The sequence below is a fragment of the Pseudacidovorax sp. 1753 genome, assembly GCF_040544975.1.
Taxonomy (GTDB): Bacteria; Pseudomonadota; Gammaproteobacteria; order Burkholderiales; family Burkholderiaceae_C; genus Xenophilus.
Genome location: NZ_JBEPKY010000001.1, coordinates 383,480 through 405,775, shown reverse-complemented (window position 1 = coordinate 405,775; position 22,296 = coordinate 383,480). Strand labels below are relative to the sequence as shown.

General features: G+C 69.3%; 18 protein-coding genes. 7 read left to right on the top strand and 11 right to left on the bottom strand.

Translation table 11 applies throughout. The annotated features are described in order from the left end of the window. Nucleotides 1–5 precede the first annotated feature (5 nt). Nucleotides 6–695 (bottom strand): GntR family transcriptional regulator, encoded by a 690-nt coding sequence (locus ABIC63_RS01905; protein WP_354318464.1) that lies wholly within the window; start codon nt 693–695, stop codon nt 6–8. 101 nt (nt 696–796) lie between these two features. Here ABIC63_RS01905 and araD point away from each other — a divergent pair, with 101 nt between their 5' ends. The 6 genes from araD (at nt 797) to ABIC63_RS01875 (ending at nt 7,384) form a co-directional block, all read left to right on the top strand. After that, a complete protein-coding gene (gene araD / locus ABIC63_RS01900; RefSeq protein WP_354318463.1) occupies nt 797–2,527 on the top strand; it encodes an L-arabinonate dehydratase in 1,731 nt (576 codons plus the stop codon). A gap of 74 nt (nt 2,528–2,601) precedes the next feature. Beyond that, the gene (locus ABIC63_RS01895; RefSeq protein WP_354318462.1) at nt 2,602–3,312 is read left to right on the top strand and encodes a ribonuclease activity regulator RraA; all 711 of its coding nucleotides are present in this window, start codon (nt 2,602–2,604) and stop codon (nt 3,310–3,312) included. A gap of 43 nt (nt 3,313–3,355) precedes the next feature. Next, nucleotides 3,356–4,336, top strand: coding sequence for a Bug family tripartite tricarboxylate transporter substrate binding protein (locus ABIC63_RS01890; RefSeq protein WP_354318461.1), 981 nt, complete (start codon nt 3,356–3,358; stop codon nt 4,334–4,336). A 12-nt stretch (nt 4,337–4,348) separates the two neighbouring features. Next, nucleotides 4,349–5,320, top strand: coding sequence for a tripartite tricarboxylate transporter substrate binding protein (locus ABIC63_RS01885; protein WP_354318460.1), 972 nt, complete (start codon nt 4,349–4,351; stop codon nt 5,318–5,320). A gap of 65 nt (nt 5,321–5,385) precedes the next feature. Continuing rightward, the gene (locus tag ABIC63_RS01880; RefSeq protein ID WP_354318459.1) at nt 5,386–6,345 is read left to right on the top strand and encodes a 2-hydroxyacid dehydrogenase; all 960 of its coding nucleotides are present in this window, start codon (nt 5,386–5,388) and stop codon (nt 6,343–6,345) included. Between the two features lie 49 nt (nt 6,346–6,394). Continuing rightward, nucleotides 6,395–7,384: a Bug family tripartite tricarboxylate transporter substrate binding protein gene (locus tag ABIC63_RS01875; RefSeq protein ID WP_354318458.1), complete on the top strand. Its 990-nt coding sequence runs from the start codon at nt 6,395–6,397 to the stop codon at nt 7,382–7,384. A gap of 56 nt (nt 7,385–7,440) precedes the next feature. Here the strand turns inward: ABIC63_RS01875 and ABIC63_RS01870 are convergent, their stop codons facing one another. Both ABIC63_RS01870 and ABIC63_RS01865 read right to left on the bottom strand, forming a co-directional pair. Then, nucleotides 7,441–7,890: a C40 family peptidase gene (locus ABIC63_RS01870; RefSeq protein WP_294367611.1), complete on the bottom strand. Its 450-nt coding sequence runs from the start codon at nt 7,888–7,890 to the stop codon at nt 7,441–7,443. 89 nt (nt 7,891–7,979) lie between these two features. After that, a complete protein-coding gene (locus ABIC63_RS01865; RefSeq protein WP_354318457.1) occupies nt 7,980–9,029 on the bottom strand; it encodes a DUF2272 domain-containing protein in 1,050 nt (349 codons plus the stop codon). Nucleotides 9,030–9,256: 227 nt separating this feature from the next. Here ABIC63_RS01865 and ABIC63_RS01860 point away from each other — a divergent pair, with 227 nt between their 5' ends. Further along, nucleotides 9,257–9,670 carry an OsmC family protein gene (locus ABIC63_RS01860; protein WP_294366826.1) on the top strand — a complete coding sequence of 138 codons (414 nt, stop codon included), beginning with the start codon at nt 9,257–9,259 and terminating at the stop codon, nt 9,668–9,670. A gap of 342 nt (nt 9,671–10,012) precedes the next feature. Here the strand turns inward: ABIC63_RS01860 and ABIC63_RS01855 are convergent, their stop codons facing one another. The 8 genes from ABIC63_RS01855 to ppc all read right to left on the bottom strand — a co-directional run bounded on the left by ABIC63_RS01855 (nt 10,013) and on the right by ppc (nt 22,254). Further along, on the bottom strand, nt 10,013–10,780 hold the full coding sequence (locus ABIC63_RS01855) for an ABC transporter permease (RefSeq protein ID WP_294366827.1): 768 nt from the start codon (nt 10,778–10,780) through the stop codon (nt 10,013–10,015). Nucleotides 10,781–10,804: 24 nt separating this feature from the next. Continuing rightward, nucleotides 10,805–11,647 carry an ABC transporter ATP-binding protein gene (locus tag ABIC63_RS01850; RefSeq protein WP_354318456.1) on the bottom strand — a complete coding sequence of 281 codons (843 nt, stop codon included), beginning with the start codon at nt 11,645–11,647 and terminating at the stop codon, nt 10,805–10,807. A gap of 80 nt (nt 11,648–11,727) precedes the next feature. Further along, nucleotides 11,728–12,759, bottom strand: a complete 1,032-nt coding sequence (locus tag ABIC63_RS01845) for an ABC transporter substrate-binding protein (RefSeq protein ID WP_294366831.1) — start codon at nt 12,757–12,759, stop codon at nt 11,728–11,730. A gap of 187 nt (nt 12,760–12,946) precedes the next feature. Next, nucleotides 12,947–15,247, bottom strand: coding sequence for an NADP-dependent malic enzyme (locus ABIC63_RS01840; RefSeq protein ID WP_354318455.1), 2,301 nt, complete (start codon nt 15,245–15,247; stop codon nt 12,947–12,949). 287 nt (nt 15,248–15,534) lie between these two features. Continuing rightward, on the bottom strand, nt 15,535–16,509 hold the full coding sequence (locus tag ABIC63_RS01835) for a 2-hydroxy-3-oxopropionate reductase (protein ID WP_354318454.1): 975 nt from the start codon (nt 16,507–16,509) through the stop codon (nt 15,535–15,537). Nucleotides 16,510–16,550: 41 nt separating this feature from the next. Then, a complete protein-coding gene (gene hyi / locus ABIC63_RS01830) occupies nt 16,551–17,330 on the bottom strand; it encodes a hydroxypyruvate isomerase (protein ID WP_354318453.1) in 780 nt (259 codons plus the stop codon). Between the two features lie 93 nt (nt 17,331–17,423). Beyond that, a complete protein-coding gene (gene gcl, locus ABIC63_RS01825) occupies nt 17,424–19,217 on the bottom strand; it encodes a glyoxylate carboligase (protein WP_354318452.1) in 1,794 nt (597 codons plus the stop codon). A gap of 175 nt (nt 19,218–19,392) precedes the next feature. Beyond that, the gene (ppc, locus tag ABIC63_RS01820; RefSeq protein WP_354318451.1) at nt 19,393–22,254 is read right to left on the bottom strand and encodes a phosphoenolpyruvate carboxylase; all 2,862 of its coding nucleotides are present in this window, start codon (nt 22,252–22,254) and stop codon (nt 19,393–19,395) included. Nucleotides 22,255–22,296 lie beyond the last annotated feature (42 nt).

The window sequence follows — 22,296 nt, the reverse complement described above, 5'->3', positions numbered from 1 at the left end:
CCTGCTCAGACGAGCACGTAGTCCGGATACTGCCGGCAGATCTCGTCCACCGCGCTGAGCGTGCCCGACAGGTGGGTGCGCAGCGCCTGCTGCGCGGCGGCCGGATCGCCGGCCTCGATGGCGCGCACGATGGCGCGGTGGTCGCGCAGGATCGACTCGGTCTTGCCGGCCGTCGGCAGGTGCAGCCGCCGCAGCCGGTCCACATGGCCCGAGGCCTTGTTGACGAGTGCCCACAGGCCGGGCACTTCGGCGGCCTCGTACATCAGGCGGTGGAAGTCGCGGTCGGCCTCCACGAAGTCGCCATAACGCTGGGCCTTGGCCAGCGCCGACTGCTGGGTCACCGTGGCCTTCAGCCGCGCCAGCAGCTCGGGCGGCGCGCTCGTCGCCAGCTGGTGGACCAGCTCCAGCTCCAGCGAGCGGCGCAGAAAGTGGGACTGTCGTGCCGCCGCGATGTCGATGCGGCTGACCAGCGTGGCGTGCTGCGGAAACACATCCACCAGCCCTTCCTCGGCCAGGCGCAGCAGGGCCTCGCGCACGGGCGTCTGGCTGACGCCGAAATGATCAGCCAGCTCCTGGCGCGCGAGCACTGAGCCGGGGGGGAGGTCGAGCGCAAGGATCGCGCTGCGCAGCGTTTCGAGCACCTGCGGCGCGGCAAGGCGCGTGCGGTCGAGTCGGGTCTTGGACAGGGGGGCCATCAGCGCCCCGATTCTGGCATTTGACGCACTAATATATTAGTGTTTCAATGCGCCTCGACCGCCGGACAGACGACCACCGGCGGCGCCGGAGACACGCTTTCATGACCCGACGCACCCCCGAGAGCCTGCGCAGCGCGCGCTGGTTCGCCCCCGACGACTTCCGATCCTTCGGCCACCGCTCGCGCGTGCTGCAGATGGGTTACGGCTACGAGGACTGGATGGGCAAGCCCGTCATCGCCATCGTCAACACCTGGAGCGATGCCAACCAGTGCCACAGCCACTTCAAGCAGCGGGTGGAGGACGTCAAGCGCGGCATCCTGCAGGCCGGCGGCTGGCCGCTGGAGCTGCCGGCCATCTCGCTGTCGGAGAGCATGGTCAAGCCCACCTCCATGCTCTACCGCAACTTCCTGGCGATGGAGACGGAGGAGCTGCTGCGCAGCCATCCGGTGGACGGTGCCGTGCTCATGGGCGGCTGCGACAAGACCACGCCCGGCCTGGTGATGGGCGCCACCAGCATGGGCCTGCCCTTCATCTACCTGCCCGCCGGCCCCATGCTGCGCGGCAACTGGAAGGGCCGCGTGCTGGGGTCGGGCTCCGACGCCTTCAAGTACTGGGACGAGCGGCGCGCCGGCCGACTGGACGAGACCGCCTGGCGCGAGATGGAGGCCGGCATCGCCCGCAGCCACGGTACCTGCATGACCATGGGCACGGCCGCCACCATGATGGGCATCGCCGAGGCCGTGGGCCTGACGCTGCCGGGCGCCAGCAGCATTCCTGCCGCCGATGCCAACCACATCCGCATGAGTGCCGACTGCGGCCGCCGCATCGTCGAGATGGTGTGGGAAGACCTCACGCCCGCGCGGCTGCTCAGCCGCGCCAGCTTCGAGAACGGCATCGCCTGCGCCATGGCGATGGGCTGCTCGACCAACGCCATCATTCACCTCATCGCCATGTCGCGCCGCGCCGGCCATCCGGTCAGCCTGGAGGACTTCGACGCCGCCAGCCGCCGCGTGCCCGTGATCGCCAACATCCGGCCCAGCGGCGACGCCTACCTGATGGAGGACTTCTATTACGCCGGCGGCCTGCGCGCCATGCTGGAGGCGATCCGCGGCCACCTGCGGACCGAGGCGCTCACCGTCAACGGCCGCACGCTGGGCGAGAACATCGCCGGTGCCGAGGTGCACCACGCGGACGTGATCCGGCCGCTGGACAACCCCATCTATGCCGAAGGCGCGCTGGCCGTGCTGCGCGGCAACCTGGCGCCCGACGGCGTGGTCATCAAGCCCAGCGCTTGCGCGCCGCACCTGCTGCAGCACACAGGCCGCGCACTGGTGTTCGACGACTATCCCTCGCTCAAGAAAGCCGTGGACGACCCCGAGCTCGACGTCACCGGCGAGGACATCCTGGTGCTGCGCAATGCCGGGCCGCGCGGCGCCGGCATGCCGGAGTGGGGCATGTTGCCCATCCCCACCAAGCTGCTGCGCCAGGGCGTGAGCGACATGTTGCGGCTGTCGGATGCACGCATGAGCGGTACCAGCTACGGCGGCTGCCTGCTGCACTGCTCGCCCGAGGCGGCGGTCGGCGGCCCGCTGGCGCTGGTGCAGAGCGGCGACCGCATCAGCGTGGACGTGCCCGCACGCCGTATCCACCTGCATGTGGACGACGAGGAACTCGCGCGCCGTCGCGCCGCCTGGAACCCCCCGCCGGCGCGCTACGAGCGCGGATACGGCTGGATGTTCGGCCGCCACATCAAGCAGGCCCACGAGGGCTGCGACTTCGACTTCCTCGAGACCACCTTCGGCCGGCCGGTGCCGGAGCCGGACATCTTCTGACGTTGGCCGGGCGCGGATTGCAGCGCGCCCGTGCCTCCCGCACCGACTTTCTCTTCTTCCGACAGGAGCCCTTCGTGAAAGACCAGACCCGCGCGCTGCTGATGAAGGTCAGCACCGCCACGCTGTGCACCGCGCTGTTCAAGCGCGGCCTGCGCCATCAGATGATCCAGGACGTCCGTCCGCTCAACCCCGGTCTGCCCACCATGGTGGGCGAGGCCTTCACGCTGCGCTACATGCCGGCACGTGAGGACCGCAACCGCATCGACGTCTTCCTCGACCGCAACCATCCGCAGCGCCAGGCCGTGGAGCAGTGCCCGCCCGGTGCCGTGCTGGTGATCGACAGCCGCAAGGACGCGCGCGCCGCCTCGGCCGGCGGCATCCTCGTCGCGCGGCTGATGAAGCGGGGCGTCGCCGGCGTGGTCACGGACGGCGGCTTTCGCGACAGCCCCGACATCGCGCGTTACGACATGCCTGCCTACCACGTCCGGCCCAGCGCCCCGACCAACCTGACGCTGCACGAGGCCATCGAGATCAACGGCCCCATCGGCTGCGGCGATGCCCCGGTGTTTCCCGGCGACGTGGTGGTGGGCGATGCCGAAGGCGTGATCGTCATCCCCGCCCACCTGGCCGACGAGGTCGCCATCGAGGCCACGGAGATGACGGCCTTCGAGGACTTCGTGCAGGAGAAGGTGATAGAGGGCCGATCCATCCTCGGCCTCTATCCGCCGACCGAAGAGCAAAGCCGCAGCGACTTTGCCGCCTGGCGCGCCGAGCGCGGCCGCTGACCGCTGCAGGCCGACCCATCGAACAACAACGGAGACGACACGCATGACCATCAACCGCCGCCAGGCCCTGCAGGCCGGCATCGCCCTGACCCTGCCCGGTGTGGCCCTGGCCCAGGTCGAATGGCCCACGGCCAGGCCCATCACCTACGTGGTGCCCTTCACGCCGGGCGGCTCCACCGACATCGTCGGCCGCACCCTGGCCCAGAAGCTGGGCGAGAGTCTCAAGCAGTCGGTGGTGGTGGACAACCGCCCCGGCCAGGCCGGCGGCATCGGCGCAGCCTATGTGGCCAAGGCTGCGCCCGACGGCTACACGCTTTTCGGCGGCACGATCAGCACGCATGCCATCAACGCCAGCCTGTACCGCAAGCTGCCCTACGACCCGGTGAAGGACTTCGAGCCGGTCTGCCTCACGGCCCGGCTGCCCAACGTGCTGATCGTCAACACGCAGCTAGGCGTCAACTCGGTGGCGGAGCTGGTGGCGCTGCTCAAGAAGGACCCGTCCAAGCGCAACTTCGCCTCTTCGGGCGCGGGCACGTCGACGCACCTGGCCGGCGAGATGTTTGCCGATGCCATCGGCGTCAAGCTCACCCACGTGCCCTACAAGGGAACACCGCCGGCCATGACCGACGTGGCGGCGGGTCTCGTGCCCTTCATGTTCGACCAGGTGACGGCGGCGCTGCCGCTGGTGCAGAGCGGCAAGCTCAAGCTGCTGGCCGTGACCACGGGCAAGCGCATCGCACTGCAGCCGCAGCTGCCCACCATGATCGAGGCCGGGCTGCCCGGCTTCGAGATGTCGTCCTGGCAGGCCGTGTATGCGCCCAAGGGCACGCCGAAGCCCATCGTGCAGCGCCTCAATGCCGAGATCGTCAAGGCACTGCGCCAGCCCGACGTCAAGGACAAGCTCGAAGGCCAGCTCGCGATGGAGATCGTCGCGGGCTCGCCGGAGGAGCTGCGCGACTTCATGGCGCAGGAGATCCCGCGCTGGGCCGAGCTGGTAAAGAAATCCGGCGCCACGGCCGACTGAGGAGCGCGCACCATGCAACGCAGACAGCTGCTCGGTGCCCTGGGCGCCAGCGCCGCCGCCTGGGCCCTGCCGGCCGCGGCGCAGACCGCCTTTCCCAGCCGCTCGCTGACCATCGTGGTGCCCGCCTCGCCGGGCGGTGCCATCGACCTCGCCGCTCGCCTGATCGGCCGGAAGCTCAGCGAGGCCTGGAATCAACCGGTGGTGGTCGACAACCGTGCCGGTGCCACCGGCATCATCGGCACGGACTTCGTGGCCAAGAGCCCGCCCGATGGCCACACGCTGGCGCTGGTGGCCAGCAGCCATGCCATCAATCCGAGCATGGTGCGCAAGCTGCCCTTCGACACGCTGCGCAGCTTCGAGCCGGTGGTGCTGACCCATGTGGTGCCGCTGGTGCTGGTGGTGGCGCCCAGCCTGCCGGTGCGCAGCGTGCAGGAGCTGATCGCCTATGCCAGGGCGCGGCCGGGCCAGCTGGCCTTCGCCTCCAGCGGCTCGGGCGGTGCGCCGCATTTCTCGGGCGAGCTGTTCAAGAGCATGGCGGGGCTGGACCTCACGCACATTCCCTACAAGGGCAGCACGCTGGCGCATCCGGACCTGATGAGTGGCCGTGTGGCATTGATGTTCGACACGCTGGCGGCGGTCAACGCGCAGGTGAAGGCCGGCAAGCTGCGCGCCCTGGCCGTGACCACGCCGCGGCGTGTGGCCATGCTGCCCGACGTGCCCACCATGGCCGAGGCGGGCCTGCCCGGCTACGAGACCAGCACCTGGGGCGGGCTGCTGGCGCCGGCCGGCACGCCGGCGGCGGCGATTGGCCGCCTCAATACCGAAGTCAACCGCATCCTGACGCTGCCCGAGGTGCGCCAGCATTTCCAGAACGCTGGCATGGAGCCGGGCGGCGGAACGCCGCAGCAGTTCGGCGCCTTCATCGCCAGCGAGATGGCCAAGTGGGCGCAGGTGGCCCGTCAGGCCGGCATCCAGCCCGAGTGAGCACCGGCACGGCCCTTTCCGAACATCGCCCACGTGCGACCGTCCGTGCAATGCCCGACAGAACCATGACCCTCGACACCCGACCCCGCATCCTCCAGAACGGCCCGCTGCTGCCGCAACTCGAACAGGCGCTGGCCGCCACCTATCGCCTCACCCTTCTGCAGGCGCAGCCGGACCCCGCGGCCTTCCTGGCGGCAGAGGGCGCGCAGTTCGACGGCATCGCCTGCACGGCGCGGATCGGTGCACCGCGCGCGCTGATCGATGCGTTGCCCTCGCTGCGCGTCATCTCCAACTTCGGCGTGGGCTTCGAGACCATCGATGTCGAGCGGGCCCGCGAGCGTGGCATTGCCGTGGGCTACACGCCCGACGTGCTCAACGACTGCGTGGCCGACACCGCCTTCGGCCTGGTGATGGACGTGGCGCGCCGCTTCAGCGCGGCCGACCGCTTCACCCGTCGTGGCGACTGGCTGCGCGGGCAGTTCCCGCTCAGCCGCCGCGTGAGCGGCAAGCGACTGGGCATCGTCGGGCTGGGCCGCATCGGCCGCGTCATCGCCCGGCGCGCCGGCGGATTCGACATGGCGGTGCGCTACCACAACCGTCGGCCGGTGGACGACGTGCCCTACGGCTACGAGCCCACGCTCGAGGGCCTCGCGCGCTGGGCCGACTTCCTGGTGGTGGCCAGTGCCGGTGGGCCGGCCACGCGCGGGCTGATCTCGGCGGCGGTGCTCGACGCGCTGGGGCCGCAGGGCTTCCTGGTCAATGTGTCGCGCGGTACGGTGGTCGACCAGGCGGCGCTGGTGCAGGCGCTGCAGCAGGGCCGCATCGCGGGCGCAGGGCTGGACGTCTTCGAGCAGGAGCCACAGGTGCCCGAGGCCCTGTTCGCCATGGACAACGTGGTGCTGCTGCCCCATGTGGCCAGCAACACGCACGAGACCCGGCAGGCCATGGCGGACCTCGTGATGGACAACCTGGCCAGCTATTTCGCGACCGGCCGGGTCCGCGTGCCGGTGCCGGGCTCGGCCTGAGGCGCGAGCGCCCTTCGACGATTTCACAGACCAACGAGGAGCAGATCCCATGGAGACAAGACCCTTCCTTCGGCGCCGCGGTGCCCTTCTGGCACTGAGCGCGCTGGCCGGCCTGGCACCGCTGGGCACGCTGGCGCAGTCCGCCTATCCCGTGCGGCCGATCACGCTGATCGTGCCCTTCTCGCCGGGCGGCGGCACCGACATCGCGGCGCGCCTGCTGGCCACGCGCCTCAGTGCCAAGCTGGGCCAGTCGGTGGTGGTGGAGAACCGCGCCGGCGCTGGCGGCCTGGTGGGTGCCGACCTCGTCGCCAAGGCCAGGCCCGACGGTTACACGCTCTTCTTCGGCAACGTGGGCACGCAGTCCATCAATCCCTGGCTCTACAAGATGCCCTACGACCCGGACAAGGCCTTCGCGCCGGTGTCGCTGTTCGCCGAGCTGCCCTTCGCGTTTGTGGTCAACACCGCGCTGCCGGCGCGCACGCCCAAGGAGCTGGTCGCACTGGCCAAGGCCTCGCCTGGCAAGTACACCTTCGCCAGCTCAGGCAACGGCGGATCGCCGCACCTCACCGGCGAGATCTTCCAGCAGGCGACGGGCATCGAGCTGCGCCATGTGCCCTACAAGGGCGGTGGGCCGGCCATGGCGGACCTGATCGCCGGCCATGTGGACATGCTCTTCGCCTCGGTGCTGGAGACCTCGGGCTACGTCAAGGCCGGCAAGCTGCGCGCGCTCGCCGTGACCAGCGCGCAGCGTTCTCCCGCCATGGCCGATGTGCCCACGCTGGCCGAGTTGGGTGTGCCCAATGCGGAGTCGGGCTCATGGACGGCGGTGATGGCGCCGGCCGGCACGCCGCCCGCCATCGTCGAGCGGCTGTCGACTGCGGTGCAGGAGGTGGCCCGCATGCCCGAGGTCAAGGAGGCGCTGGTGGCCCAGGGTGCCACACCGCGGGGCACCACCGCGGCCGAGCTGCAGCAGGCGATCGATGCCGACAAGGTGCGCTATGGACAGGTGATCAAGACGCGGGGCGTGCGCATCGACTGATGAAGTTGCCTGGCCCGGCGCCGCGCCTGTCCTTGCGCTGGATGCCGCGCAGTCGCTCAGGGCCGCCGGGCACTCACGGGCTGTTTCGACCAGTACACGCCGGCAAGCTGGTCCAGCCGCACGGTGCCGCCGGTCGACGGAGCATGCACGAAACGTCCGTCGCCCACGTAGATGCCGGCATGGCTGGGCCGGCCACCACCGAAGAGCACGAGGTCGCCGGTGCGCAGCGCGTCCACGCGCACCGGTTCACCGAACTCGTCGAGCTGCGCCACGGTGCGGGGCGGCACCAAGCCGGCGCGGGTGCGATAGACATAGCCGATGAGTCCGCTGCAGTCGAAGCCACCGTCGGGCGTGTTGCCGCCGTAGCGGTAGGGCGTGCCCACCAGGCCGAGGGCGTGGATCGCGATGTCGCTGGCCTGATCCGGCGTGAGGGGCGGGTAGCGGTAGCGGTCGGGCCGCGACGGTGCGCTGCCGCAGCCCGCCAGCAGCAGGCCCTGAAGCAGCATCGCCGAGAGGAAGAGTCGCTTGCCGGGCGTCACGGGCGCGATTCTGGCGCAGGCCGCCGCCCGCGCACGCACCGCCGACCCTGCTGCCATCAGCGCCATTGCAGCAGCAGCACCCAGGGTGCGGTGCTCATGTGCCGGTCGGTGCAGCCGCTGCAGCCGGGCTGGTAGCTGGCGTCCAGAAGACGGGCGCCCGGCGCAAAGGCCAGGCGCCGCCCGGTCACGCTGTCGAGCACGTTGCCGCCGACGGTGTCGAAGCCACCGTCGTCCATCTGCACGACCACATCGCAATGCATGGGTAGGCCGCTGCCGGCCGTGCGGCGGAGCTCCAGCGCCTGGCCCAGTTCGTCCAGCGTCACGAGGTCGCGGCTGCCGGCTCGGGCATGGCACACCAGGTCGCCCACGCGGGGCGTGGTGGTGCGCAGGTCGCAGGCCCGCATCGCGCCCGTGGAAGGGGCGCCGGCGCTTTCCTGCATGCGGGTATGCCACGCATCGGCCGCATAGTCGGCGTGGGCCTCGGAGAAGATGAACTCGCCAGGCCGCAGGCCGGCCTCGCGCCCGACCCAGCTGACGAAGGCGGCCGACCAGGGCGTGTCGATGACGGCGACGCGCGCCAGCACCACGGCGATGGCGCGGCGCTCGTCGCTTTGCAGGCCCAGTCCCTGGCCGACGCCCAGGCCCTGGAGCAGGTCGGCGGATGCCATCTGAAGCGCTTGTTCCAGCAGTTCGCGTTGCGCGGGACGCGCGGCGCCGAAGCGCACGGCCGAGGGCCAGCGGGCCTGCTCGGCGTCGTCGACGGCGGACCAGTAGCGCAACACGCGCTGCCAGGGTGCGGGTCGGGCGAAGACGCCGCTTTCTTCCGCCTCGGCGGCGCCGCTGCGGATCAGCCGACCTTCGGCGTCCAGCCGCGCGCCGCCCCAGGCGGCGTGCTCGGCCTGCGCGATGCGGGCCATGGCGAGCGCGCGCGGCGGCGAAGGCTGGTTGCTCGTGGCCGCGCAGCGTTCAGGCGAGGAAGGTGCCGCCGCCGGGTTGTCGGCGGCAGCGCAGCGCAGGCTGGCGATCAGCGCAAGGCACGCCGCGAGACAGGGCCGCAGCCAGGTGCGCAAACGGGGTCGCAGCGTGGCGAGAGCCGATGGAAACATGGCGAGCGAGCATACGCTGCGCGGATTGCCGGCGATGTGGGGATCGGCGTCTGGCGGAACAGGGGCGTGGTCCTCTTGTATCTTTCGTCCAAGACGTCAGCCGACGCTTGACGGCGCGTTGTCCGTGTACACCGTGGCCCTGTTGTCGTTGGGCGGATTCCGCGGCGACCCACGGCGCTTGGGCCGAGTCCTTCCTTTTTTCCTTCCTTCAAATCCAGGAGCCCCGAATGACCGTCACCGTTCGCCGCAACGGCAGCAGCGGCACTGCCCACACGCTGCACATCCGCGGCCATGCCATCACCGTCGACGCTTCGATCGCAGGCGGCGGCACCGACGCCGGCCCCGACCCGCACGACCTGTACGACGCCGCGCTGGCCGCCTGCAAGGCGCTCACGATGCTGCTGTATGCACAGCGGCGCGGCATCCCGGTCGAGGACATTCAGGTCGACGTCGACCGCGACGCCAGCCAGGAGCGGCAGGGCACCTACCGGCTGTCGGCCAGGCTGCAGGTCGGCGGCGCGCTCAGCGATGCCCAGCGCGACGAGCTGCTGCGCGTGGCCGGCAAGTGCCCGGTGCACAAGCTCATGACGGAGGTGAAGACCGAGATCGAGACAGACTGGGCCGACGGCACGGTTGCCTAGGGATGCTCTTCACGAATGCGCGCGCCGTGGGCATCTGCGGACTCGGGCGATCTGCGTCGTTGCAAATGCTCGCAATAGCCGGGCTATTGCTATTGCTGCGCTTTGCGCCTCGCAGCTCATCCCGATCCGCAGCGCCCACTTGCCGCTCGATTCGTGAAGAGCACCCCTGGGGCCGGCTCACGCTGCGCGAAGGGCCGCTTCCTTTGGGTGGCCCCGCGACTTGCGCAAGCCCTTTCGCGAAGTGGCCAGTTGCCGTCCCCACCGCGATGCGCCCGCGCTCGCGCGCTTAATGCGCAAGGCTTGGCAGGGCACGGTGATCCGCGCGAACGGGGTGCGCAGCGCTCAGCCGCCCTGCGTGCCCCGATGCGCCCAGGCGGTGGTGTGCTTCTCCAGCGCGCTGAAGAGCTCGTACATCACCATGGCCATGGCGCCCACGACCATCAGGCCGGCGAAGGCCAGGCCCATCTGCATGGCCGAGCCGGCACTGATGAGCAGGTAGCCGATGCCCTCGTTGGCGGCGGTCATCTCCGACACCGTCGTGCCCACGAAGGCCAGCGTGATCGCCACCTTGAGCGAGGCGTAGAAGTAGGGCATGGAGCGCGGCAGGCCGATCTTCATCAGCACGTCCCAGCGCTTGGCGCCCAGCACCCGCAGCACATCCTCCAGCTCCGGCTCCAGCGTGGCCAGCCCGGTGGCGATGTTGACCATGATCGGGAAGAAGCTGATGAGGAAGGCCGTGAGGATGGCCGGCCCCACGCCGATGCCGAACCACACCACCAGGATGGGCACGAAGGCCGCCTTGGGCAGCGCGTTGAAGGCCGTCATCAGCGGGTACATGGCCGCATAGGCCAGGCGCGAGCTGCCGATGACGAAGCCCAGCAGCACGCCCACCACGATGGCCAGGCCGAAGCCGGCCATCGTCACCCAGAAGGTGCGCCAGGCATGGCCGGCGATGATGGTCTTGAACTCCCAGAATTGCGTCCAGATGCGCCAGGGGCTGGGGAAGATGAATTCCGAGACGGAGAAGGCCGAGCAGATGATCTGCCACAGCAGGATCACGGCCACCAGCAGCAGCCACGGCGACCAGCGTTCGAGCAACTTGTTGTTCATATGCAGACGGTTCCCTGAGCGTTCTTACTGCGGCAGCGGCGCGGCGGGTGCGCCTGCGTTGCCCTGGCGGATGGCCCCGATGTGGCCGCGCAGCTCGTGCACGATGTCGCTGAATTCCTTGGTGTAGGTGACTTCGAGTTCGCGCGGACGCGGCAGCTCGATCTCGCGCTTGACCACGAAGCGGCCGGGCGACTTGCTCATCACGTACACCGTGTCGGCCAGGAAGACCGACTCGCGCAGGTCGTGCGTCACCAGGATCACGTTGAAGCGCTGCTCGGTCCACAGGTCGCGCAGGATGCACCACAGCTCCTCGCGGGTGAAGGCATCGAGTGCGCCGAAGGGCTCGTCCAGCAGCAGCATCTTGGGCTCGTGGATCAGTGCGCGGCAGATGCTGGCGCGCTGCTGCATGCCGCCCGACAGCTGCCAGGGGAACTTGTCCTCGTAGCCGGCCAGGCCCACCTTCTGCAGCAGGCGGCGGGCGCGCTCTTCGTACTCTTTCTTCTTCGACTTGAAGGTGGAGCGGTAGGGCTCGACGATCTCCAGCGGCAGCAGCACGTTGTCGACCGTGGTGCGCCAGGGCAGCAGCGAGGGCGCCTGGAAGGCCATGCCCGAGATCTTGAGCGGGCCGGTCACCGGCTGGCCGTCGATGCGGATCCTGCCCATCGACGGCATCTTCAGGCCGGTGGTGAGCTTCATGAAGGTGGACTTGCCGCAACCCGAGGGCCCGACGATGGCGATGAACTCGCCCTTCTTCACCTTGAGGTCGATGGCCTCGACGGCGAAGTGGTTCTCGCGCAGCAACTGCTCGTTGTAGGCGAGCCAGACGTCCTGGAAGTCGACGAAGGGCGTGGTGTTTTGCGTGTCCATGGGCGGTGCACAAGAAACCGGCCTGCGGCCGGCCGCCGGGGGCCGGCCGCAGGCCGAGGAAAAGAAGGCGCGGGCGCCGCTTACTTCTTGAGGATGGCCAGCTCGGCGGCCGGCGGCAGCACGCTGCCGTTCCAGATGGCCTCGGGCTTGACGCGGGTCTTGGTGCCGTAGGCGTCGGACACCTGCGAGGCCATCAGCGCCAGGCGCGCCGGCACCACGTTGCCGAAGCCTTCGGCGCGGGCGTCGGGGCTGTTGATGACGGTGTCGATGGCCAACTGCAGGCGGCGCGTCTCCAGCTTGGTATCGATGATGCCGTCGCGGGCCTTGACCGATTCGATGGCCACGGCCGGGTTGGCGATGACTTCCTTGGCGCCCTTGGTGAAGGCCGACAGGAAGGCCTTGACCACCTGCGGCTTCTCGGCCAGCAGCTTGGGCGAGACGATGATGGCGTTGCCGTAGAGCTTCACGCCGTAGTCGGGATAGGGCAGCACCACCACGTCGCTGGCCTTGGCGCCGCGGGCTTCCAGGTTGAGCAGCGAGGTGAAGGTGAAGCCGGTGATGGCGTCGATGTCGCCGCGCATCAGCATGGTCTCGCGCAGCGTCGGGTCCATGGCCGTCCAGGTGACGTTGGTGATGTTGTTGGCCTTGGCGAAGATGGGGAAGGCGCGGCGGCCGGCATCGAACACCGGGGCGCCCAGCTTCTTGCCCGACAGGTCGGCCGGCTTGGTGATGCCGCTCTTCTTGAGCGCCATGGCCGAGGCCGGCGTGTTGTTGTAGACCATCATGACGGCCACCGGCTTGTTCGGGCTGTCGGGGTTGTTGGCGTGGAATTCCATCAGCGCCGCCAGGTCGGCGAAGCCCATGTCGTAGGCGCCGGACGCCACACGGGTGACGGTGCCGCCCGAGCCGTTGCCGGCGTCGATGGTCACGTCGATGCCGGCCTGCTTGAAATAGCCCTTGGCGGCCGGATGCAGGAACAGGGCGGCGGGCCCCTCGAAGCGCCAGTCCAGCTGGAACTTGATCGGCGTGGTGGCCTGGGCATGGGCCGCGCCCAGGCCGAAGGCGAAGGCCGAGGCGGCCAGGAAGGACTGCAGGACTTGTCGCTTGTTCATGAAGACTCTCGCTGAGGGATGTGGCAGGAAAAGCAATAACGGTGCCTGCACCGTTGGGGTGCGATCCTCAACCTTGCGCCAAAGCGGTGCACCCGGGTCATCCCGGAGCGGACAGCAAAACGCCCCACGGCGTGCACGCACGTGGGGCGTCGATGCGCCAAGTTGGCGCGTCTTCAGCGGCGGGAACTCAGCGCGTGGTGTTGGCGTTGGCCACGGCCAGGGCCGTCATGTTGAGCACGCGACGCACCGTGGCGTTGGCCGTCAGCACATGGGCGGGCTTGGCGGAGCCGAGCAGGATCGGGCCCACCGTCACGCCATTGGCGCCGGTCATCTTCAGCACGTTGAAGAGGATGTTGGCCGAGTCCAGGTTGGGGCAGATCAGCAGGTTGGCCTCGCCGGTCAGCGAGGAGCCGGGCAGCGATTCGCGCCGCACCGATTCCGACAGCGCGGCGTCGCCGTGCATCTCGCCGTCGCATTCGATGTCGGGCGCCATCTGCGCGAACAGGTCGCGGGCGATGCGCATCTTGCGGGCCGAGGCGCGCTCGGAGGTGCCGAAGTTGGAATGCGACAGGAAGGCCACCTTGGGCGGCAGGCCGAAGCGGCGCACCTCGTCGGCGGCCATCAGCGCGATCTGCGCCAGTTGCTCGGCCGTCGGGTCCTCGTGCACGTTGGTGTCGGCGATGAACAGCGTGTACTTGTCCAGCATCAGCGCGTTCAGCGTGGCGAAGTCCGGCACGCCGCGCTGGGTACCCAGCAACTGGCCCAGGATCTTGAGGTGGCTGTCGAAGCGCCCGACCAGGCCGCACAGCATGGCGTCGGCGTCGCCCAGGTGCACCATCAGCGCGGCGATGGTGGTGTTGGAGCGGCGCACCATCGCCTTGGAGGCTTCCGGATTGATGCCGTGGCGGCCCATGAGCCGGTGGTAGGCCTCCCAGTACTGGCGGAAGCGCGGATCGTTCTCGGGATCCACCACCTCGGCGTCGACGCCGGGGCGCAGGTTGAGGCCGGCCTTTTTGATGCGCATGGCGATGATGTCCGGGCGGCCGATCAGGATCGGGCGGGCGATGCCCTCGTCCACGGCCATCTGGGCGGCGCGCAGGGCGCGCTCGTCCTCGCCCTCGGCATAGGCCACGCGCTTCTTCTCGGCCATCTTGGCGGCGGCGAAGACCGGGCGCATGAACATGCCGGTCTGGTAGACGAAGCGCGACAGCTGCTGGCGGTAGGCCTCCAGGTCCTCGATGGGGCGGGTGGCGACGCCGGATGCGGCGGCAGCCTTGGCCACGGCCGGGGCGATGCGCAGGATCAGGCGCGAGTCGAAGGGCTTCGGGATCAGGTAGTCGGGCCCGAAGGACAGCTCCTCGCCCGCATAGGCGTTGGCCACTTCCTCGCTGATGTCGGCCTTGGTCAGGTCGGCGATCTCGCGCACGCAGGCGAGCTTCATCTCTTCCGTGATCTTGGTCGCGCCGCAGTCCAGCGCGCCGCGGAAGATGTAGGGGAAGCACAGGACGTTGTTGACCTGGTTCGGGTAGTCGCTGCGGCCGGTGGCGATGATGCAGTCGGGGCGCACGGCCTTGGCCAGCTCGGGGCGGATCTCCGGCTCCGGGTTGGCCAGGGCCAGGATGATGGGCTTGTCGGCCATGGTCTTGACCATGTCGGCCGTCAGCACGCCGGGCGCCGAGCAGCCGAGGAAGACGTCGGCCTGCTTCACTACGTCGGCCAGGGTGCGCGCGCCCGTGTCGGGCTGGGCGAAGCGGGCCTTGGACTCGTCGAAGCCGCCCGGCCGGCCGGTGTAGATCAGGCCCTTGGAGTCGCAGGCGAAGATGTTGGCCGTCTTCGCGCCCAGGCCCACCATCACGTCCAGGCAGGCGATGGCGGCGGCGCCGGCGCCCGAGACGGCGATCTTCACGTCGCCGATCTTCTTGCCCACCAGCTCCAGGCCGTTGAGCAGGGCGGCGGCCGAGATGATGGCCGTGCCGTGCTGGTCGTCGTGGAAGACGGGGATGTTCATCCGCTCGCGCAGCTTCTTCTCGATGTAGAAGCATTCGGGCGCCTTGATGTCCTCGAGGTTGACGCCGCCCAGCGTGGGCTCCAGCGCCGCGATGATGTCCACCAGCTTGTCGGGGTCGCGCTCGGCCAGCTCGATGTCGAACACGTCGATGCCGGCGAACTTCTTGAACAGGCAGCCCTTGCCTTCCATCACCGGCTTGCCGGCCAGCGGGCCGATGTCGCCCAGCCCCAGCACCGCGGTGCCGTTGGTGACCACGCCCACCAGGTTGCCGCGGGCGGTGTATTCGGCCGCCTTGGAGGGATCGGCCTGGATGTCCAGGCAGGGATAGGCCACACCCGGCGAATAGGCCAGCGACAGGTCGCGCTGGTTGACCAGCGGCTTGGTGGGCGTGACCGAAATCTTGCCGCGCACACCGGCGCGGTGGTATTCACGGGCAGCGTCGCGCAGGGCTTCTTCTGCGGGGGACAGCGGCTTGGACATGCAATCTCCTTGGGGGCGGGAAACGGTCGGAATCGTTGGAAAGCGGGCCGAGGCTAACGCAAAGGGGGGGCCCGGAAGAGGCCGGGAGCGACAGCGCCATCAGCCGTCTCATGCCGATACGGCATGGGCTCATGCAGTCGGCGGGATCGCGCGTGGCGGATGCCGAATGCAATGCGCCGCGCGTCCCGGTGGGGGACGCGCGGCGTCGGACATTCTCGTGCTGGTGCGGCGATGCGTCGCGGCTGCGACGCCTAACGAAAGGCGATCCGTTCGGACCTTTCCCTTGTTCAGCCACCGTCTGGTGTCACCGGATGCCCCGCAGTGGCCTCGAGTGCCAGCACCAGGGCGGAATGGTCCGACTGGCCATGACCGAGCGCCGCACAGGCATTCATCAGCTGCGCCGCACCCGCCGTCTGCGGCAGGGCAACGCCCAGGCTGCGGGCGCTTTGCATCGCGAGGTTCAGGTCCTTCTGATGCAGGGCGATGCGAAAGCCGGGGGCGAAGCTGCGGGTGATCATGCGATCGCCATGCACCTCCAGGATGCGGCTGGCCGCGAAGCCACCCATCAGCGCCTGCCGCACCTTGGCCGGATCGGCGCCGGCCTTGCTGGCGAAGACCAGGGCTTCGGCCACGGCAGCGATGTTGAGGGCCACGATGATCTGGTTGGCCACCTTGGTGATCTGGCCCGCGCCCACCTTGCCCACGCGGGTGACGTTGCTGCCCATGGTGTGCAGCAAGGGCCGCACGTCCTCGAACACCGCCTCGTCCCCGCCGCACATGATGGTGAGGCTGGCGGCCTTGGCACCGACCTCACCGCCGGAGACGGGCGCGTCGACATAGCCGGCACCCAGGGCCGCGATGCGGCGGGCGAAGTCCTGCGTGGCGATGGGGTCGATGGAGCTGCAGTCGACCACCGTCTTGCCTGCGCCGCCACTGCAGTCGCGGGTTGCGTCGGCCAGGCCCTCGGCCACGCCGTGTTCGCCGAACAGCACCTTCTCCACGTCGGGCGTGTCCGGCACCATGAGGAAGATCACTTCGGCTTGGCGCGCCACCTCGGCGGCGCTGGCGAAGACCTCGGCCCGGCCGGCAAGGGCGGCCGGCACCTGGCCGCGGGTGTGGACGAAGAGCGTGTGGCCGGCAGCGGCGAGGTGGCCAGCCATGGGCGCTCCCATGATGCCGAGGCCGATGAAGCCGATGCGGCGGGGTGCGGTGGGGGCGTTGCGGGCGCCGGTGCTGGTGTCGGTCGAGGTATGGGCGTTCATGAGGGTCGTCTCCGTCGAAGTGCTTGCGCGATCCGTGCGGCTCAGGCGGTCAGTGCGCTGATCCAGTCCAGCCCTTCCTGCGTGCTGGCGCGGGGCTTGTATTCGCAGCCGATCCAGCCTCCATAGCCCAGCGCGTCGATGTGCTGGAACAGCCATTGGTAGCTGATCTCGCCCGTGCCGGGCTCGCCGCGGCCCGGGTTGTCGGCCACCTGGATGTGGCCGATGCGGTCCAGGTGCCGGCCGAGGGTGTTGGTCAGCTCGCCTTCCATGCGCTGGGCGTGATAGACGTCGTACTGGATGCGTAGGTTGGGCTCCCCCACCTGGTCGAGCAGGGCCAGCGCCTGATCGGTCCGGGTAAGGGCGAAGCCGGGAATGTCGAAGTGGTTGATGGGCTCGACCAGCAGCCGCAGCCCGGCGGTGTCGAGTGCGCGGACGGCGAAGCGAAGGTTGTCAACCAGCACGGGCTGCACGTCGGCAAGCGTCGCTCCTTCGGGCAGCTTGCCCACCAAGCAGTTCAGCTGCGGGCAGCCCAGCGTCTTGGCATAGCCGATGGCGCGACCCACGCCGTCGCGGAACTCGGCCACACGGTCCGGGTGGCAGGCGATGCCGCGCTCGCCCGCCGCCCAGTCGCCGGCCGGCAGGTTGTGCAGCACCTGCACGAGCCCGTGGGCGCGCAGGGCCTCAGCCAGTTCGCGGGCCTCGAAGTCGTAGGGGAAGAGGTATTCCACCCCTTCGAAGCCGGCGCGGGCGGCGGCCTCGAAGCGCTGCAGGAAGGGCAGCTCGGTGAACAGCATGGTGAGGTTGGCGGCGAAGCGGGGCATGGCGGTCTCTTGTTTTCGAAATGGGACGGTGCTCAGCAGGCGTGAGTGAATCCGGCATGGCCGAGCGGCCATGGCGAGTTCGCTCGCACCTTCTCAATCGAGCATGGCGACGGCAAGTGCCGTGGGTGCGTCGGCCAGGCCCTCGGCCAGCGGTTCGAACTCGCGGATGGCGTCGATCTCGGTGCCCATGGCGATGTTGGTCACGCGCTCCAGCATCACCTCGATCACCACCGGCACGCGGTGCTCGGCCATCAACGCTTCGGCCTGGTCGAACGCGGGCTGCATCTCCTCGGGCCGCTGCACGCGGATGGCCTTGCAGCCCAGGCCTTCGACCACCTTTTTGTGGTCCACGCCGTAGTGCCGCTCGATGCCGGCATCGGGCGCGGCATTGATGTTCTCGAAGCCCAGCTGCACGCAGTAGTCCATGTCGAAGCCGCGCTGCGCTTGGCGGATCAGGCCCAGGTAGCTGTTGTTGACCACGATGTGGAGGTAGGGCAGCTTGAACTGCGCGCCCACCGCCAGTTCCTCGACCATGAACTGGAAGTCGTAGTCGCCCGACAGCGCCACCACGCGGCGCGACGGATCGGCGGCGCGCACGCCCAGTGCGGCCGGCACCGTCCAGCCCAGCGGGCCGGCCTGGCCGCAGTTGATCCAGTGCCGCGGCTGGTAGACATGCAGGAACTGCGCGGCCGCGATCTGCGACAGGCCGATGGTGCTGACGTAGCAGGTCTCGCGGTCGAAGTGCCGGTTCATGCACTGGTAGACGCGCTGCGGCTTCATCGGCACCTCGGCGAAGTCGGTCTTGCGCAGCATCGTGCGCTTGCGCTCGCGGCATTCGGCGGCCCAGGCACCGCGGTCGGGCAGGCGGCCCTCGGCCTTCATGGCCTCGGCCACCTCGACGAACAGGGCCAGTGCGGCGCCGGCGTCCGAGACGATGCCGAAGTCGGGCATGAACACGCGGCCGATCTGCGTGGGCTCGATGTCCACATGCACGAAGGTGCGGCCGTGGGTGTAGACGTCCACCGAGCCGGTGTGCCGGTTGGCCCAGCGATTGCCGATGCCCAGCACGAAGTCGCTGGCCAGCAGGGTGGCGTTGCCGTAACGGTGGCTGGTCTGCAGGCCGCACATGCCGGCCATCAGCGGATGGTCGTCGGGAATGGCGCCCCAGCCCATGAGCGTGGGAATGACCGGCACGCCGGTCAGCTCCGCCAGGCGCACCAGCAGCGCGCTGGCATCGGCGTTGACGACGCCGCCGCCGGCCACGATCAGCGGCCGCTCGGCCGCGTTGAGCATGGCCAGGGCCTTCTCGATCTGGGCCCGCGTGGCGGCCGGCTTGTAGGGCGGCAGCGGCGCATAGGTGTCGATGTCGAATTCGATCTCGGCCATCTGCACATCGAAGGGCAGGTCGATCAGCACCGGCCCCGGCCGGCCCGAGCGCATCAGGTGGAAGGCCTGCTGGAAGACCTGCGGCACCTGCGCGGGCTCGCGCACGGTGACGGCCCACTTGGTGACGGGCTTGGCGATGGACTCGATGTCCACGGCCTGGAAGTCTTCCTTGTAGAGCCGGGCTCGCGGCGCCTGGCCGGTGATGCACAGGATCGGGATGGAATCGGCCCATGCCGAATAGAGCCCCGTGATCATGTCGGTGCCCGCCGGGCCCGAGGTGCCGATGCACACGCCGATGTTTCCCGCCACGGCCCGCGTGTAGCCCTCGGCCATGTGCGAGGCGCCTTCCACATGCCGCGCCAGGATGTGGCCGATGCCGCCATGGGCGCGCAGCGCGGCATACAGCGGATTGATGGCGGCGCCGGGCACACCGAAGGCCTGCACGATGCCCTCGCGCTCCATCACCAGCACGGCGGCCTGGGCCGCGGTCATTCTTGCCATGGGTTCGTCTCCTCGTTCGATGGGTCGAACTCTAGGAAGGACGGCCCGGACGCAGAAGGCGAGGGCGGGCGATAAGCGCTATTCCGCCAGCGAATGGCGCGGCAGGCGCGGGCGAAGAAAAGCCGCGCGGGCCCAGGGCCGGCGCGGCTGTGGAAGGGCGCGGGGCGCCGGAGGATCAGCCCGTGTTGCGCAACCCCGCTGCCACCCCATTGATCGACAGGTGGATGCCGCGCTGCAGCCGCTCGCTGCCGTCGCCGCCGCGAAAGCGCCGCATCAGCTCGACCTGCAGGTGGTGCAGCGGATCGATGTAGGGGAAGCGGTGGCGCACCGAGCGCTGCAGCTCGGCATTGCCCTCCAGCCGCTGCTTCGCGCCGGTGATGAGCGTGAGCGCATCGGAGGTGCGGCGCCATTCGGCCTCGATCATCGAGAACACCTTCTGGCGCAGCTTGCGCTCGCCCACCAGCTCGGCATAGCGCGCGGCCAGCTGCAGGTCGCTCTTGGCCAGCACCATGTCCATGTTGGACAGCAGCGTGCGGAAGAAGGGCCACTGGGCATACATCTTCTGCAGCAGCGCCTCACGCTCCTTGCGCCCAGCCACGTCCTTGGCTTCGCCCAGGAATGCCTGGATCGCGCTGCCGAAGCCGTACCAGCCGTTGATGGTCAGGCGGCACTGGCCCCAGCTGAAGCTCCAGGGCACGGCGCGCAGGTCCTCGATGTTGCGTTTGGGATTGCGCGAGGCCGGACGCGAGCCGATGTTGAGTTCGGCGATCTCGCGGATCGGCGTGGAGCCGAAGAAGTAGTCGACGAAGCCGGGCGTCTCGTAGACCAGCGCGCGGTAGGCGTCCATGCTGGCCTGCGAGATGGTCGACGCGGCATTGATGAAGGCCGTGGGCGCGGACTTGGTGGAGCCGAGGAAGGTGGCCTCCAGCGTGGCCGCGACCAGCGTCTCCAGGTTGCGCCGCCCGATCTCGCGGTTGGCGTACTTGGAGCCGATCACCTCGCCCTGCTCGGTCAGGCGCAGCTGGCCGCGCACGGTGCCGGGCGGTTGCGCCAGGATGGCCTGGTAGCTGGGACCGCCGCCACGGCCGACGGTGCCGCCGCGGCCGTGGAACATGCGCAGGCGGATGCCGTCCTTCTGGCCCTCGTTCATCTCGTCGAACAGCTTCACCAGCGCCATGCCGGCGCGGTAGAGCTCCCAGTTGCTGGTGAAGATGCCTCCGTCCTTGTTGCTGTCGCTGTAGCCCAGCATGATGTCCTGCTCGCCACCCGAGCGCTGGATCATGGCGCGCACGCCGGGCAGCTCGTAGACGGCGCGCACGATGGGCGCCGCATTGCGCAGGTCGGCGATGGTCTCGAACAGCGGCACGACGATCAGGTCGCACACCGCGTCCTCCTGCAGCGTGCCGCGCAGCAGGCCCACTTCCTTCTGCAGCACCATGGCCTCGAGCAGGTCGCTCACCGTCTCGGTGTGGCTGATGATGTAGTGGCGGATGGCGGCGCGGCCGTAGCGGCGGTGCGATTCCAGCGCCTGCTGGAAGATCGCCACCTCGCTCACCGTCAGCGGCTGGTAGCTGGCGCCGGGCACGCGCAGCGGGCGCGCGTCGTTGAGCAGCCTGAGCAGCAGCGTCTGTTTGTCCTCTTCGGCCAGCTCGGCATAGGCGGGCTCGAGGCGGGCCACCTTGAGCAGGTCGGCGATCACGGCCTCGTGCTTGTCGGAACTCTGGCGCAGGTCCACCGTGGCCAGGTGGAAGCCGAAGACCTCCACCGCGCGCATCAGTGGGCGCAGGCGCTGGTCGAGCAGCACGCTGCCGTGCTTGTCAATCAGCGATTCCTCGATGGTGCGCAGGTCGGCCAGGAACTCCTCGGCCGACTTATAGGGGTTCTGCGGCGCCACGGCATGGCGCGCGGCGACACCGCCGGTCAGGTCGCGCAGTGTGGCGGCCAGGCGGGCATAGATGCCGGTCAGCGCGCGGCGGTAGGGCTCGTCGTGGCGGTGCTCGTTGGGGTCGGGCGAGGCCTCGGCCAGGGCCTGCATCTCCACCGTCACATCGACCAGCGTGGCGGACATCGACAGCTCGCCGCCCAGGTAATGCACCTCGGTCAGGTAGTGGCGCAGGACCAGCTCGCACTGGCGGCGCAGGGCGTATTCGAGCGTCTCGGCCGTGACGTTGGGGTTGCCGTCGCGGTCGCCGCCGATCCACTGGCCCATGCGGAAGAAGGAGGCGATGTGCTCCGCGCCCAGGGCCTTTTCCAGCGTCGCATAGACCTTGGGGATCTCGCGCAGAAAGGTGGCTTCATAGTAAGAGAGCGCGTTCTCGATCTCGTCGGCCACGGTGAGCTTGGTGAAGCGCAGCAGCCGCGTCTGCCACAGCTGCACGACGCGGGTGCGCAGCAGGGCCTCGTTCTCTTCGAGCTCGCGCGGCGTGAGCGTGTCCTTCTGGCCGGCGAACAGGACCTGGCGCTGCCGGATCTCGTCGCGGGCCGTCAGCAGCTGGGCGATGCCGCGCTCGGCATCGAGGATGGACTTGCGCTGCACCTCGGTCGGGTGGGCGGTGAGCACCGGCGACAGGTAGCTGTGCGCCAGCGTGCCCACCACCTCGTCCGCCGAGACGCCGGCCTTGCGGATGCGGGCCAGGGCCACGTCCAGGCTGCCGTCGATGGCTTCGCCGGCGCGCTCGGCCTCGGTCCGCCGACGGATCAGGTGGCGGTCCTCGGCCAGGTTGGCCAGGTGGCTGAAGTAGGTGAAGGCGCGGATCACCTGCACCGTCTGCGCCGCCGAGAGGCCCTTGAGCAGCTGCTTGAGCGCCCGGTCGGCCGAATGGTCGGCATCGCGGCGGAAGGCCACCGACAGCGTGCGCACCTTCTCGACCAGATCGAAACTGTCCTTGCCCTCCTGCTCGCGGATGACGTCGCCCAGGATGCGGCCCAGCAGCCGGATGTCTTCGATCAGGGGGACATCGTCGGGGCCCTTGCGCAAGGGCGGGGCGATGGTGTCGCCGGGCTTCTTCGTGCTCTTCGTCCGGTTGGCGGGCGGCATGCAGGACTCTCCTCTTCGCAGTGGTTGTGGTGTGCGCCATCA

Bases quoted from the DNA above. Each gene is read 5' to 3' on its own strand.
- ABIC63_RS01905 (WP_354318464.1), bottom strand. From the start codon at position 695: ATGGCCCCCCTGTCCAAGACCCGACTCGACCGCACGCGCCTTGCCGCG.
- araD (WP_354318463.1), top strand. From the start codon at position 797: ATGACCCGACGCACCCCCGAGAGCCTGCGCAGCGCGCGCTGGTTCGCC.
- ABIC63_RS01890 (WP_354318461.1), top strand. From the start codon at position 3,356: ATGACCATCAACCGCCGCCAGGCCCTGCAGGCCGGCATCGCCCTGACC.
- ABIC63_RS01885 (WP_354318460.1), top strand. From the start codon at position 4,349: ATGCAACGCAGACAGCTGCTCGGTGCCCTGGGCGCCAGCGCCGCCGCC.
- ABIC63_RS01880 (WP_354318459.1), top strand. From the start codon at position 5,386: ATGACCCTCGACACCCGACCCCGCATCCTCCAGAACGGCCCGCTGCTG.
- ABIC63_RS01875 (WP_354318458.1), top strand. From the start codon at position 6,395: ATGGAGACAAGACCCTTCCTTCGGCGCCGCGGTGCCCTTCTGGCACTG.
- ABIC63_RS01870 (WP_294367611.1), bottom strand. From the start codon at position 7,890: ATGCTGCTTCAGGGCCTGCTGCTGGCGGGCTGCGGCAGCGCACCGTCG.
- ABIC63_RS01865 (WP_354318457.1), bottom strand. From the start codon at position 9,029: ATGTTTCCATCGGCTCTCGCCACGCTGCGACCCCGTTTGCGCACCTGG.
- ABIC63_RS01860 (WP_294366826.1), top strand. From the start codon at position 9,257: ATGACCGTCACCGTTCGCCGCAACGGCAGCAGCGGCACTGCCCACACG.
- ABIC63_RS01855 (WP_294366827.1), bottom strand. From the start codon at position 10,780: ATGAACAACAAGTTGCTCGAACGCTGGTCGCCGTGGCTGCTGCTGGTG.
- ABIC63_RS01850 (WP_354318456.1), bottom strand. From the start codon at position 11,647: ATGGACACGCAAAACACCACGCCCTTCGTCGACTTCCAGGACGTCTGG.
- ABIC63_RS01845 (WP_294366831.1), bottom strand. From the start codon at position 12,759: ATGAACAAGCGACAAGTCCTGCAGTCCTTCCTGGCCGCCTCGGCCTTC.
- ABIC63_RS01840 (WP_354318455.1), bottom strand. From the start codon at position 15,247: ATGTCCAAGCCGCTGTCCCCCGCAGAAGAAGCCCTGCGCGACGCTGCC.
- ABIC63_RS01835 (WP_354318454.1), bottom strand. From the start codon at position 16,509: ATGAACGCCCATACCTCGACCGACACCAGCACCGGCGCCCGCAACGCC.
- hyi (WP_354318453.1), bottom strand. From the start codon at position 17,330: ATGCCCCGCTTCGCCGCCAACCTCACCATGCTGTTCACCGAGCTGCCC.
- gcl (WP_354318452.1), bottom strand. From the start codon at position 19,217: ATGGCAAGAATGACCGCGGCCCAGGCCGCCGTGCTGGTGATGGAGCGC.
- ppc (WP_354318451.1), bottom strand. From the start codon at position 22,254: ATGCCGCCCGCCAACCGGACGAAGAGCACGAAGAAGCCCGGCGACACC.